The sequence below is a fragment of the Segatella copri genome, assembly GCF_009494395.1.
Lineage (GTDB): Bacteria > Bacteroidota > Bacteroidia > Bacteroidales > Bacteroidaceae > Prevotella.
This window is the reverse complement of record NZ_VZCB01000082.1, coordinates 16,973-30,397: the sequence shown is the minus strand read 5'-3', so window position 1 is coordinate 30,397 and position 13,425 is coordinate 16,973. Positions and strand designations below refer to the sequence as shown.

The window sequence follows — 13,425 nt, the reverse complement described above, 5'->3', positions numbered from 1 at the left end:
CTAATAATTAATCACTATTCAGTTTCTTAATGTCTTTTTCCTTGATTTTCACCTTCATTTCATCAAATCCCTCGCCATATACACCGATGACGGCACTCTGGCTGACGAAGGCATTCGGGTCGATGATCTTGACGATACGGAAGATGGTTACGCTCTCGTTCTTCTTTGCCAGGATACAGAGCACCTTCATCTCATCGCCCGTATACCAGCCGTGGCCATCCAGAATCGTCACACCATGGTCCATCTGCGTACCGATGGCGTTGGCTATCTCCTGATACTTCTTGCTGAATATCATGAACTGTACACTCTCTCGCTTGGCATTCATCACATAGTCGAGCACCAGGTTCTCTATTACCATCGTACAGAGACCGAATACTACCTTTCTTACTGCATCAATCGTAGTGAAATCTGGTTTGGCATTGAAGACGAAGAACGAACTGCCCACGATGAGGAGATCCACGAAGATGAGCACCCGGCCCAGCGAGATGTTGTGATATTTGTTCACGATGGCGGCGATGATATCCGTTCCACCCGTACTTCCATTGTGCAGGAAGACGACGGCGAGCGATAATCCCGTAAACAGACAGCCGATGATGAGCGACATGAAGTCCTGTCCCTCGCCCAGCACCTGTATCATCTTTCCATCTTCACCTATCATCCAGTCTTGCGCCACAGCCAGGAACACGGAGAGCATGATGATGGCATAGATGGTCTTCACCATGAACTTGAATCCCAGTATCTTCAGTGCGGCAAGCAGCAAGGCAGCATTGATGAGAAAATATGACAAATAGATAGGTATCCCCGTGCCGTAGTAAATCACGGCTGCGATACCCGTTACGCCACCCGTTACTATCTGGTATGGAAGCAGAAAAATGGTCCATCCAAATGTGTAAAGCAAGAGTCCAAGGGTGATGTAGAAATAATCCTTGCACTCATTCTTAATTGTTTGACTGATTGCTATTTGCATAATATTTTCCTCGTATTTTTAAAGCACAGAAGGTCGCCCATTTTTAGATGAGACGACCTTCTGTATATTATCAATAAATTACTTTTTCAACACTACGTTGACAATCTTCTTCGGTACGATGATTACCTTCAATACGTTGAATCCTTCCAAGTACTTCTGGCTCTTCTCGTCTGCCAATACCTGCTTCTGGATTTCCTCGTTAGGAGTATCCACAGGGAAAGTCATCTGGAAACGAGCTTTACCGTTGAAGGAAATGGTGAGCTGCATGTCGTTCTCCTTCAGATACTGCTCATCATATTTAGGCCATGCAGCATCGCAGACGCTGCCCTGCTCGCCAAGTGCTGCCCACAACTCTTCTGCGATGTGTGGAGCGAATGGAGCGATGAGGATGACGAGATCCTTCAAGAGTTCCTTGTTGCGGCACTTCTGCTGACCGAGTTCGTTCACGGCAATCATGAAGGCTGAGATAGAAGTGTTGTAAGAGAACTTCTCAATATCCTCACTTACCTTCTTGATGAGCTTGTGAACGCTCTTCAGGCTCTCTGGCTTCGCTGCCTCGTCGGCTGAAGGAAGGAAGTTGTCGGTGCGGTTCTCGTAGAACAGACCCCAGAACTTCTTCAGGAAGCGGTGGCAACCGTCGATACCGTTGGTATCCCAAGGCTTGCTTGCCTCTACAGGACCCAGGAACATTTCGTAGAGACGCAGGGTATCAGCACCATACTTCTCAACAATCATATCTGGATTTACCACGTTGAACATACTCTTAGACATCTTCTCGATAGCCCATCCGCAGATGTACTTGCCATCTTCCAGGATGAACTCAGCGTTCTGATACTCAGGGCGCCAAGCCTTGAATGCCTCGATATCCAATACATCGTTGCTTACGATGTTTACATCTACGTGGATAGGAGTTACGTCGTAATCCTTCTTCAGGTTCAAGCTTACGAATACAGGAGCCTTGTCGTGGTCATCGCTGTTGATGCGGTAAACGAAGTTAGAGCGACCCTGGATCATACCCTGGTTCACCAGCTTCTGGAATGGCTCTTCCTTGCAGCTTACGCCGAGGTCGAAGAGGAACTTGTTCCAGAAACGAGAGTAAATCAGGTGACCGGTAGCATGCTCGCAACCACCTACGTAGAGGTCCACGTTCTGCCAGTACTCATCAGCCTTCTTGCCTACGAGTGCCTCGTCGTTGTGAGGATCCATGTAGCGCAGATAGTAAGCAGAAGAACCTGCGAAACCTGGCATGGTGTTGAGCTCCAGTGGGAATACGGTCTTGTTATCTACGAGGCTCTTGTCAACCACCTCTTTCTTTTCAGCATCCCAAGCCCACTTCTTGGCTCTGCCCAATGGTGGCTCGCCAGTTTCTGTTGGCTTGTAGGTCTCAATCTCTGGCAATTCGAGTGGCAGGCACTCCTCTGGAACCATCTGTGGCATTCCGTCCTTGTAATATACAGGGAATGGCTCACCCCAGTAGCGCTGACGAGAGAAGATGGCGTCGCGGAGACGATAGTTAACCTTAACTCGGCCGATGCCCTTCTCGGTAACAAACTTCTTGGTAGCTGCGATAGCCTCCTTCACGGTGAGTCCGTTCAGAGAAAAACCGTCCATGCTGCTCTTGCCTGCTACAGGTGAGTTGGTTACGATACCTTCCTTGGCATCGAAGCTCTCCTCTGAAACATCAGCACCCTCGATAAGAGGAATGATAGGCAGGTTGAAGTGCTTGGCAAAGGCGTAGTCACGGCTATCGTGAGCTGGCACAGCCATGATGGCACCTGTACCATATCCTGCCAATACATATTCTGAAATCCATACAGGGATTGCCTCACCGGTGAATGGGTTGATGGCATAACTTCCTGAGAATACACCGGTTACGCTGTGGTTAGCCATACGGTCCAGCTCGGTACGCTTCTTCACGTAGTCGAGATACTTCTCTACCTCTTCCTTCTGCTCGGCAGTAGTTACCTGCTGAACATACTCGCTCTCTGGAGCCAGAACCATGAAGGTAACACCAAACATGGTATCGGCACGGGTGGTGAAGATGGTGAACTTCACGTCGCTGTCCTTTACAGAGAATACTACCTCTGTACCCTCAGAACGGCCAATCCAGTTTTTCTGGGTTTCCTTGATACTGTCGCTCCACTGGATGGTCTCCAAACCGTCGAGCAATCGCTGAGAGTAAGCAGAAGTTCTCAAACACCACTGCTGCATCTTCTTCTGGATGACAGGATAACCGCCACGCTCACTTACGCCGTTTACTACCTCGTCGTTGGCAAGCACAGTACCCAGACCTGGGCACCAGTTAACCATGGTTTCGCCGAGGTAAGCAATGCGGTAGTTCATCAGGATCTGCTGCTTCTTCATGTCGTCGAAGCTGTTCCACTCCTCGGCAGTGAAGTCGATCTGCTCGTTCTGAGCCACGTTCAGGTCAGCAGAACCCTTCTCCTCGAAGTGCTTGATGAGCTTCTCGATAGGCTGAGCCTTCTGGCAGCTGTTGCAGAAGAATGAGTTGAACATCTTCTGGAAAGCCCACTGAGTCCAATGGTAATACTTAGGGTCGCAGGTGCGGACCTCGCGGTCCCAATCGAAGCAGAAGCCAATCTTGTCGAGCTGCTCGCGGTAGCGGTTGATGTTAGCCACGGTAGTTACCTCTGGGTGCTGACCTGTCTGGATAGCATACTGCTCAGCAGGCAAACCGTAAGCATCGTAACCCATAGGGTTCAGTACGTTGAATCCGTTCAAACGCTTGTAGCGTGCATAGATATCGCTAGCGATATAACCAAGTGGGTGACCTACGTGCAGACCAGCTCCTGATGGATAAGGGAACATGTTGAGCACATAGAATTTCTTCTTGTTTTCATCCTCAGTCACCTTGTAGGTCTTGTTCTCGACCCATTTCTGGTGCCATTTCTTCTCGATTTCTCTGAAGTTGTATTCCATTGTCTTTATCTAATTATTTTGTTTCTTTTCTTTAATATAATAAGGTATAACCCCATTCAAGGTGCAAAATTACATTTATTTTAGCATATTACAAAATAAATCGTCATTTATTTTTAGAAAAGGAATGCGAGTAGAGTTTTTTTTTGTATCTTTGCAAAGTCTATCAGTATCTTTGCTGCCTGATGGGGCAAAACGGTAGGTAGATGAGAGAATGTGGTGAATAATAACTAACTAACTGATAATAATATGAAATCTATTAACTTGATTATCTTGTTTTTGATGGCTGTATTGCCAAATTATGCTTACGGCTATCAGCTGCAACAGCAAAACAACCAAGACAAGAAAAAGAAAGAGCATAAAGTAGAAGTCTATGGTGACGTGAAAGATTCGTTTACCCAAGCCTATCTGAAGGCCTTTGTCACGGTGATGGACAAGGACAGCAACGTGATAGATACCATGACTACGAGGGGATGGGAAAAACACCTCTTTTATCATACTCAAGTGCCAGCACGTCCCGCTTCTTATATCATCAAGGCAGCGTGTGATGGCTATGAGACGAAGTGCATCAATCATACCATCAAATACATTGGACGCAATAAGGATTTCTCATTCCCTTCGCTTTTGCTCAAGAAGAAATTCAATAAGGATGTTGCCCTCGACGACGTGGTGGTGACAGGCACCAAGGTGAAACTGGCTTACCGTGGCGATACGCTCGTCTTTAACGCCAGCGCATTCAATGTGCCTGATGGCTCCATGCTCGATGCGCTGGTCAGACAGATGCCGGGAGCCGAAATGAAGAGTAATGGCGATATTTACGTAAACGGCAAAAAGATAGATTATCTGCTCCTCAACGGAAAAGACTTCTTCAAGGGGAAGAATCAGGTGATGCTCGACAATCTTCCTTACTATACCGTAAAGGAGCTGAAGGTGTATGACCGTTCTTCTGAAAAAAGCCGACTCATGGGGAAGGAGATGGAGAAGAAAGACTATGTGATGGATGTGGCCCTGAAGCGTGAGTACTCCCGTGGATACATCGCCAACGTGGAGGCGGCGGGGGGAAGCGAAGACCGATATCTGGCTCGTCTCTTCGGTCTCTACTACACTGACAATTCTCGAATCTCGGTATTCGGCAACATGAATAACAAGAACGAAACACGAAGACCGGGAAGTCAGGGCGACTGGTCGCCTTCCAACAGTCCGCAGGGACAAAAGACTACCCGCCAAGTGGGCGTTGACTTTAATACGACATCGAAGAGCCAGGAAATAAGAGAGCAGGGAAACGTTACGTTTGCTTGGGACAATACGCATGACTTGACCCACAGTTCGCAGGAGAATTTTGCCTCTACAGGCAATATCTTCGGTAGAAGTATCAGTGATTCGCGCAGCGACAACCATAGTTTCAACCTCTACAATAACTTCGGGGTGAGTGGAAAGTTGGGAGTATGGTTGGATACCCGTATCGACTACTCCGACAGAAAGTCATCTTCGTCAAACCTCAGTGCTACCTATTCTGCCAATCCTGAAAGATGGGGCGATATCAGGCAGACCATCGATTCTACCTTTGCACAGAATGTTAGTGGTAGCTTGCATGACATCATCACCAACCGGTCGCTCTATCAGTCACGCTCAAAAGTACATACATTCACAGGTAGTCAGACTGCTTCGGTATGGTATAAGTTGCCATGGGGTGACAGAATAACTCTGGACATGTCTGGAAAGTATACCAGCTCCAAGCCAAACGAGTCTTTCAGCCTGAACCGCAATGAGTATTTCAAGACTGGCGAGAAGGATTTGCGTAACTATTACAACGACAGCAGACAGAACAGCTATGATATGAATGCCAGCTTGTATTATGAAATAGCAATTCCATATTCTAAATGGGCAATGTTTATAGAACCCAAATTTGCGCAGACCTATCAATCGGTGAAGGGCTTGAAATACCGCCTGGATGAGCTTGGCGGCGACTGGATAGCCAATCCGGAACTGATGTTCGCCACGCTGCCTTCTAACATGGAGCAGCTTTCGGGGGTGATAGACGAGGATGTGAGTAGAAGCTATCAGACGATGAAAAAGAATACGGGTGGTGAACTTGTATTCCAAAGAAATGATAGATCTTCATACCTGTTTCTATCGCTGAGCATTTCTGAAGAAAAAGAGCGTCTCTATTACCATACTTCGACTCTCGACACGATAGCCCGGAGAAACCGTGTGGTGTTCAAGCCATCGTTCATGTATGATTGTAGTGACGGTAAGAAGTCTATCCGCTTATATTATTATATGCAGAGCCAGACGCCTGATTTCTTCAGCATCATGCCATACAGAGACAATTCGAATCCGCTGGCGGTGAGGGTGAACAATCCGGACCTGGAGAATTCGCTGTATCATCATTACGATGTAAACATCCGTTTCAACGGACTCAAGAATCAGCAGTATATAGGATTCTTCGCTACGGGTAATTTCTATCACAATCTTGTGGGTACCCGTACTACTTATAATTCGCAGACGGGTGGCTACACCTATATGAGTGATAATATTGGTGGTGGCGGCAACTGGGATTTCTGGACGACGACATCTTATGGTGTGGCTCTTGACAAGGCTAGATTGTTCCGTCTGGATTATCGTCTGTGGTTTAACGGTTTGCGCCGCAAGGATTTTGATATAGCTTACGATGATAATTCTACCCAGCTCTGCTATGTGCTCAGAACTGAGTTGGGTAACAGTTTGTACTTCAAGTATCAGAAAGACAAGTTGAGCATCAACCTGGGTGGAAAGGTGGAGTGGAAGCATGGTACGAGCGACCGCAGCAATTTCGAGAAATTGAATGCCTATGATTTTGAGTATGGTGGCAACATGACTTACACCTTGCCTCTGGGCATTTCGCTCTCTACCGACCTGAAGGAATATTGCAGGCGTGGTTACAGTGAGAAGTCGTTTAACACCAGTGATCTGGTATGGAACGCCTCGCTATCCCGCTCGTTCTGCAAAGGCAAGCTGACGCTGAAGGCAGAGGCTTTTGATATTCTTCAGAATCTGTCGAGCACCGTGTATGAGGTGGGCGGCCAGGGCAAGACAGAGAAATGGAACAATACGCTGCCAAGCTATGCGATGTTGCATTTGATGTATAAATTCAGTAAAGCGCCTAAGAGTAAGAAATAACACCCTGTTTTGATTTTACTGTGATTTAAGAAAAGTGCACTGAGTAGAGTGCATTTTTTGTTAAAAAGTGCACTGAATTCAGTGCACTTTCGCTATTTATTCGTATATTTGCAGCAAAGAACAACTACCAAGAAAAGATTCACTCTATGTACAGGCAGAAGATTTGTTCGGTTTATCTTTGCATATAAATAATTTGTATATAATTTAAATGAATATCGTATGAAACAGGTAGAAGAAAGATACAAGGAGGCCGAGATTGCCAAGTTCACGCCTCAGGAGGTAAGGGAGTATGAAGCAAGCAAGAAGGCTTATCGGGATATCAAGAACTCTATTGATACAGCGAAAAATCAGGGCAAGGAAGAAGGTCTTGCCGAGGGTATTGAAATAGGTAAGAAAGAAGGAAGAAAAGAAGCTAACACCGCAACAGCTCAGCGTTTGCTGGCTATGGGGCTTTCTGCCGAACAAGTAGCCGAGGCTACTCAGCTACCTTTGGATATCATAGAAAAACTGAACAGATCTTAATTGTTTGCTCCCGCTAGGCGCTTGCTCCCGTCAGGATGCTTAGTGGGAGATATTCTTTTGATGCCTGTCGGGAGACTTTCTTTTAAACAAACTAGTCCGCTTGATTTTGTTAGATGTATGATGTAAATACACTTTTAAGGACGACTTTTTGTGATTTTCCACACTTTTAAGGACGACTTTTTGTGGTTTTATACATTTTTAAGGACGACTTTTTGTGTTCATTGAAATAAAAAATGTATCTTTGCATTCAGAAACATCAAATAGTCAGATAGTTATGAAGAGAAATGCCATCAAATACCTATATCAATGGAAAGCAAGCAATGACCTTTACAGGCTAAGAGTCTGAGGGTGTTTGTGGAGCGCAATCAGGGATTGAAAGGTATGCGCCTATCCATGTCACCTTACAGGGAGCAGGATTGGCTTGCCAATTATCCATTATATTCTGTATCTGCAATATTCGGATAAAAAAACAAAGTTCACAAGTTTGTGGACCACAAACTTGTGAACTTTTAATATTATTTTGTAAATCAGGCATTTAAATGTGTTTTTCTTGCTGCCATCAACCAGTATTAAAGGGGCTAGCTGAAGAAGCTGTAGCCCCAGATGGCCTGCATCATCCTGGCACAGAGTGAGGAGAAATTCTGATAGAGCTTAGGTGACCATTTCGTCATCCCATACAGCTCCTTCTTCTCCAGAAACATCTCCTCGTTCCATTCGGTATAATCATATTCATTGAAGTAGCGGGAATAATCGCTCAGATTATCTCCCGTAAAGCGGAGACGAGGATCGATGTTGCCAAACCAGTCGTCACTCATCATCTGATGGGCAAAAGTGGCGAAGGTGCTCTCATGCTTGATCAGGTTGAGATGCTTCAGCACGCTCCATACGCAGAACCAGTGGTTTTTCCTGGAAACCAGATTCACCATCTTGGAGATGGATTTCTTCAATTCCTCCAGATCCACCGAACGGCCATTCACCGTAAGATAGAACACCTCATTATGGAGGTCTTGCTCGAATTCCTCCGGAAATTCTATGGCACGGATATGCTCCGTGATGAGCTGGTATTTCGCCACAGCATCCACGAGCATCATGAATTCATCATTCGAGAAATTCACTTCTATCAGCGAAGCACCCAACTGGCTCACGTCATCTGCACTATTGAGAAACAGCAGGAGCAGATTCTGGGGCACCAGATGCTTCAACTCCCTTCTTGCCTGGAGCCATTGGTTCACGTTGAGCGGTTTTCCATCGTTGTCATACTGCAGATTGGAGAAATACAGTTCCAGCTTTTCGCTGCTTTCCTTTTCCGAGATGTATTTCTGCACAGCCCATTCCGTTAATCGTGCCGCTTCCTCGGGTGGCATTTCTGAACTGGTAACGTGGCAAACTCTGCGGAAATGCAGCACCAAATAGCTGGCGAGGCAATAGAGACGGATGAGATACCACAGACGTTCCTCGTATCTCACTCCCGGAAACTTCGTAATTTTATGATTTTTCTGAATCAGCTTCTCCGTATTCAGAATATCTCCCACCATTATCTGTATCGATTCCTTGCTCATGCCATCCATCACCAGCAGGTCCTGCAACTTAGGCAGGAGCGTACTGACTTCTGAGGAGAACATTGGGGAAGAGTGTCCTTCTACTTTCTTGCCAGCCTTGACCTGGGCAAGGACTTTTTTCATGAATTTGGTAAACTGGGTGGTGATGATGAGTTCGAAGGAGGTAAAATACGTTTCGTTCTGCTCCTTGCGATGATGGGAAACATCGGTATGCTGCAAGGCGAGGTCCTGATCTGCCAGATAGCAGAGTCGGGAAGCCTTGGTACATAGGGAGTGGATGTCGAAGGTCATCTCCTGAGAGCTGTAATCTTCCCATCCGTCCATCAACACCTTGAGCATCATTGCAAAATTGTCGAGTTGACGATCGAAAACCTCGTAGCTGAATGCGGGGACTTGTTTATCTTGCTGAGTCTGTAGCATATTATATCCTATGATTCTGCTCATACAGTTTGTCACCATAATGCGACTTTGCCAATACCTGCCATTTCAAAGCTGGCAGAGATTCCCATTGCTCTAAAAACTTTGGCTATGGTAGCAAATGTGATATTGTTTCCTTTTTCTATTCTAGAAACTTGTGATTTCTTTACTCCAATTAGTGCTCCAAGTTCCTCTTGAGTCAGATTCTTCGATTGGCGTGCTTTTTTGATAGCTTCTCCCATCAGAAAAGCATTCATGTCTGATTCATATTGATTACGCAATGGTGTACCTTCCTTACCGAGTACTTTATCTAAAGCTTCGTCTTCTGTGTAAAATTTCGGTCGCTCAAACATATTCTCTTTTTTAATATAATGCAAAAATACAGATTAGTTAGCATATATGTAAATATATACACTTTTTTTATTCTTTATTAATTATAATTCGAAAGTCTGGGATTCGACAGCTACGAAGAGCAGGATGTGCTGGTAGAGAAGTAAGCGCAAATTATCTGCTAGTTTTTGGCAATTATAATGTAATTTTAGAAAATTGCACTCTATTCAGTGCAATTTTCGTTAAAAAGTGCACTAAGCCCAGTGCACTTTCGCTATTTATTCGTATATTTGCAGCCAAAGAACAACATAGTCGGGCATAAAATGGAACAATTACAAGCAACATTCGACAAATTGCTGAGAGAAACGAGTACTACGTTTCATCGCTATATGTATAATCGCATCAATTGGGATGCTCGTATGATAGGTCTGATGGGACCAAGAGGTGTAGGTAAAACAACTTTGGTGCTTCAACACATCAAAGAACAACTACCAAGAAAAGACTCACTCTATGTACAGGCAGAAGATTTTTATTTTGCCAGTCATAGGCTCACCGAACTGGCAGATTCATTTGCAAAGATGGGCGGAAAGTATCTTTTCATTGATGAAATCCATAAATACAAGGATTGGGCAAGAGAGTTGAAATTAATATACGACTACCATTCCGAACTCCATGTAATGTTTACCGGATCATCTGTTCTCGACATAGCTAAGGGAGCATTTGACCTGAGCCGTCGTGCACTTATGTACGAGATGCAAGGTCTATCATACCGGGAATATCTGGAACTCTTTCATGGAATCCACTTTCCTGTATGTACTTTAGAACAGCTTATGCAACAGGAAGTCAATATACCGACTGGCTTCTTGCCATTAGAACACTTCGCAGACTATCTGCAACGAGGATATTATCCTTTTTCTGATGGCGACATCAGAATGTATATTCAGCAAGTGGTCAATGCAACGATAGAAACCGATATTCCGCAATATGCTGACCTTACTGTTTCAACAGCAAGAAAACTCAAAAGACTACTTGCCATCATTGCTCAGAGTGCACCATTCAAGCCTAATATGAGTCAGATAGGAGGGCAGTTGGAAGTTTCTAGAAACAATGTTGCCGACCTTTGCGCCTACTTGGAGAAATCCGGACTTATTGGGCAGCTCCGCACTTCAACTGGTGGTATTCAAGGACTAGGAAAAGTAGATAAGATTTATCTGGATAATCCAACGCTTATCTATACTCTTGCTGGAAAGAGTGTTGAGATAGGAACTGTGAGAGAAACTTTCTTTTTCAATCAGACACGCTCATTCATGCCAGTAACAGTATCACCTATATCTGATTTCCTGATAGACGGGAAATATACATTCGAGGTTGGAGGAAAAAAGAAAAAGCAAAATCAGCTGCAGAACATAGAGCATGGATATGTAGTAAAGGACGATATAGAGACTGGTTATGGAAACATTATTCCGTTATGGATGTTTGGCATGCTCTATTAAAATACCACGATTTGGCAAAATAGTGAACTGTTATTCTGCCAAATCTATGTAAAAATACTACGATTTGGCAAAATAACAGAGAAATGATTTGGTTAATCCAATATTAAAAAGCCTTGGCATGAACACACTTCATGTTCTTTTCCAGCTGGGCTGTTGAACTGGCACCTACCAATACGCTGGTAACGCCTTTCTGCTGCAATATCCAGGCTAGCGCCATCTCGGCAAGGGTCTCGCCTCGTTCGCCAGCTTCCTGATTCCATTGCTTCAGCTGCTCCAGCAACTCCGGTGTCAGGGCGCTGTGCTTCAGGAAATGCTCCTTTGCCATACGGCTATCCGATGGGATGCCGTTGAGATAGCGGTCGGTGAGGAGACCTTGTGCCAGAGGCGAGAACGAGATGAATCCGATGCCGTTCTCGTGGCAGTAGTCGAGGGTTCCGTTCTCCTGCGGCGCACGGTCGAGCATGTTGAGTCTGTCCTGGAAGATGAGCAGCGGACAGTCGCGCTCCTTGAGATATTTATCGGCAAACTTCAGGGCTTCCAGTGGCCATCGGCTGATGCCGAGATAGAGTGCCTTGCCCTGCTTCACGATATCTACCATAGCCTGGAGGGTTTCCTCGAGTGGGGTATTCGGGTCGTAGCGATGACTGTAGAAGAGATCCACATAGTCCAGATTCATGCGCTTGAGACTCTGGTCGAGGCTCGCCATCAGATACTTGCGAGAGCCCCAGTTGCCGTAAGGACCTTCCCACATATCGTATCCCGCCTTGGTAGAGATGAAGAGTTCGTCGCGATAAGGCTGGAAATCATCCTTCATCAGTCTGCCCATGGTTTCCTCGGCACTTCCGTATGGAGGACCATAATTGTTGGCAAGGTCGAAGTGGGTGATTCCGTGGTCGAAGGCATAGTGGGTGATGGCACGGCTTCTCTCGTAAGGATCCACTCCTCCGAAGTTGTGCCAGAATCCCAGACTAATCTTAGGCAGCAAGACTCCACTCTTGCCGCATCTCTTGTAAAGCGCCTCTGCATCGCCATAGCGGTTGGCATCGGCTGTGTAGATTCCTTTTAAGTTCATAATTCCTATTTTTATTTTATGTTTGAATATTATCAGAACTGAATGTAGAGGTCTCAGGCTCTCCCTATTCAGCAGCAAAGGTATTGCTTTTTTTTTAAATGGGTGGAAAGTGGCTCTTAAAAATGTGTAAAACGGCAAAAAACTCTCTGGGCTTTGCCTGCTCATGGGAAGCAAGGTAAATATGGGTAATCATGCTATTCAATAGCCAAATCGATGAGTTTTTGTCCGATTTGGCTATCGAATAGCCTATATTGTAGCCAAATCGCGTTAAAATTCATCGATTTGGCTATGATATAGGTGGTGGTTTCAAAAAACTATTGATGGAGCGTGCGGTTTCTTTGTGTAAATAATGTTAAAAAGATAGATGTTTTTGTGTTTATCGTGCAAAATATCACTACTTTTACCGTTATAAGAGAAAAGTGTAACTTAAAAAGAGATAAGTTTATGAAAGCTAAGTTTTTTAATTGGTACAATGCTCTGGCAGCAAGTCTGCTGTCACTGCTCGGTTTTTCATCTTGTGGAGAGAACGGACCGTGGGGTGATGAACCTGTGCTCTATGGTACTCCATCTACAGCCTTTGAGGCGAAAGGAAATATTACGGCAGAGGATGGTACTCCTGTAGAAGGCATCAAAGCCATCATTGCGGGTTGCCAGCAAAGTAGCTTTACCGGCAAGATGCATTATACTCATATCGATTCTACTTACACAGACAAAAATGGTAACTACACGATAAAATCGGGAAGTAGGTGGCCTGTATCGGAAATGTATACCAAAATCTTCCTGGAAGATGTGGATGGTGAGAAGAATGGTGGAACCTTTGCCAATGATACGATAGAAGGCAAGGAGCTGACCTTTAAGAAAATAGCAGAAGGAAGCGACGCCTGGGACAATGGAACTTATGAAGTTATCGGCAACAAGAAACTGAAGAAGAAAAAGTAATCTTCAGCTTCTGTGTTTTCACTATTTCCT

The 13,425-nt window shown here is 45.1% G+C and carries 9 protein-coding genes; 4 read left to right on the top strand and 5 right to left on the bottom strand.

Annotated elements, in window-relative coordinates; translation table 11 throughout:
• Nucleotides 1-7: 7 nt before the first annotated feature.
• Both F7D73_RS11480 and leuS read right to left on the bottom strand, forming a co-directional pair.
• Nucleotides 8-967, bottom strand: a complete 960-nt coding sequence (locus F7D73_RS11480; RefSeq protein WP_153124847.1) for a YitT family protein — start codon at nt 965-967, stop codon at nt 8-10.
• Nucleotides 968-1,045: 78 nt separating this feature from the next.
• Nucleotides 1,046-3,907, bottom strand: a complete 2,862-nt coding sequence (leuS, locus tag F7D73_RS11475; RefSeq protein WP_153124845.1) for a leucine--tRNA ligase — start codon at nt 3,905-3,907, stop codon at nt 1,046-1,048.
• A gap of 246 nt (nt 3,908-4,153) precedes the next feature.
• On the opposite strand from leuS, the gene F7D73_RS11470 reads away from it, so the two are divergent.
• Entirely contained in the window at nt 4,154-7,063 is a 2,910-nt protein-coding gene (locus tag F7D73_RS11470) for an outer membrane beta-barrel protein (RefSeq protein WP_153124844.1), read from the top strand.
• 219 nt (nt 7,064-7,282) lie between these two features.
• On the top strand, nt 7,283-7,585 hold the full coding sequence (locus tag F7D73_RS11465) for a hypothetical protein (protein ID WP_153124842.1): 303 nt from the start codon (nt 7,283-7,285) through the stop codon (nt 7,583-7,585).
• Between the two features lie 578 nt (nt 7,586-8,163).
• Here the strand turns inward: F7D73_RS11465 and F7D73_RS11460 are convergent.
• Both F7D73_RS11460 and F7D73_RS11455 read right to left on the bottom strand, forming a co-directional pair.
• Complete coding sequence (locus F7D73_RS11460) at nt 8,164-9,588, bottom strand: hypothetical protein (protein ID WP_153124839.1); 1,425 nt, start codon at nt 9,586-9,588, stop codon at nt 8,164-8,166.
• 8 nt (nt 9,589-9,596) lie between these two features.
• Entirely contained in the window at nt 9,597-9,914 is a 318-nt protein-coding gene (locus F7D73_RS11455; RefSeq protein ID WP_118313522.1) for a helix-turn-helix domain-containing protein, read from the bottom strand.
• Nucleotides 9,915-10,214: 300 nt separating this feature from the next.
• Between F7D73_RS11455 and F7D73_RS11450 the strand changes: the two genes are divergently transcribed.
• A complete protein-coding gene (locus F7D73_RS11450) occupies nt 10,215-11,384 on the top strand; it encodes an ATP-binding protein (RefSeq protein WP_153124837.1) in 1,170 nt (389 codons plus the stop codon).
• A 103-nt stretch (nt 11,385-11,487) separates the two neighbouring features.
• On the opposite strand, the gene F7D73_RS11445 is transcribed toward F7D73_RS11450, so the two are convergent.
• Nucleotides 11,488-12,456: an aldo/keto reductase gene (locus F7D73_RS11445; protein ID WP_153124835.1), complete on the bottom strand. Its 969-nt coding sequence runs from the start codon at nt 12,454-12,456 to the stop codon at nt 11,488-11,490.
• Nucleotides 12,457-12,900: 444 nt separating this feature from the next.
• Here F7D73_RS11445 and F7D73_RS11440 point away from each other — a divergent pair, with 444 nt between their 5' ends.
• On the top strand, nt 12,901-13,395 hold the full coding sequence (locus F7D73_RS11440) for a radical SAM-associated putative lipoprotein (protein ID WP_153124833.1): 495 nt from the start codon (nt 12,901-12,903) through the stop codon (nt 13,393-13,395).
• Nucleotides 13,396-13,425 lie beyond the last annotated feature (30 nt).

What these genes read in the sequence shown, in the direction of transcription:
- F7D73_RS11480 (WP_153124847.1), bottom strand. Translation starts at nt 967, where the DNA reads ATGCAAATAGCAATCAGTCAAACAATTAAGAATGAGTGCAAGGATTAT.
- leuS (WP_153124845.1), bottom strand. Translation starts at nt 3,907, where the DNA reads ATGGAATACAACTTCAGAGAAATCGAGAAGAAATGGCACCAGAAATGG.
- F7D73_RS11470 (WP_153124844.1), top strand. Translation starts at nt 4,154, where the DNA reads ATGAAATCTATTAACTTGATTATCTTGTTTTTGATGGCTGTATTGCCA.
- F7D73_RS11465 (WP_153124842.1), top strand. Translation starts at nt 7,283, where the DNA reads ATGAAACAGGTAGAAGAAAGATACAAGGAGGCCGAGATTGCCAAGTTC.
- F7D73_RS11460 (WP_153124839.1), bottom strand. Translation starts at nt 9,588, where the DNA reads ATGAGCAGAATCATAGGATATAATATGCTACAGACTCAGCAAGATAAA.
- F7D73_RS11455 (WP_118313522.1), bottom strand. Translation starts at nt 9,914, where the DNA reads ATGTTTGAGCGACCGAAATTTTACACAGAAGACGAAGCTTTAGATAAA.
- F7D73_RS11450 (WP_153124837.1), top strand. Translation starts at nt 10,215, where the DNA reads ATGGAACAATTACAAGCAACATTCGACAAATTGCTGAGAGAAACGAGT.
- F7D73_RS11445 (WP_153124835.1), bottom strand. Translation starts at nt 12,456, where the DNA reads ATGAACTTAAAAGGAATCTACACAGCCGATGCCAACCGCTATGGCGAT.
- F7D73_RS11440 (WP_153124833.1), top strand. Translation starts at nt 12,901, where the DNA reads ATGAAAGCTAAGTTTTTTAATTGGTACAATGCTCTGGCAGCAAGTCTG.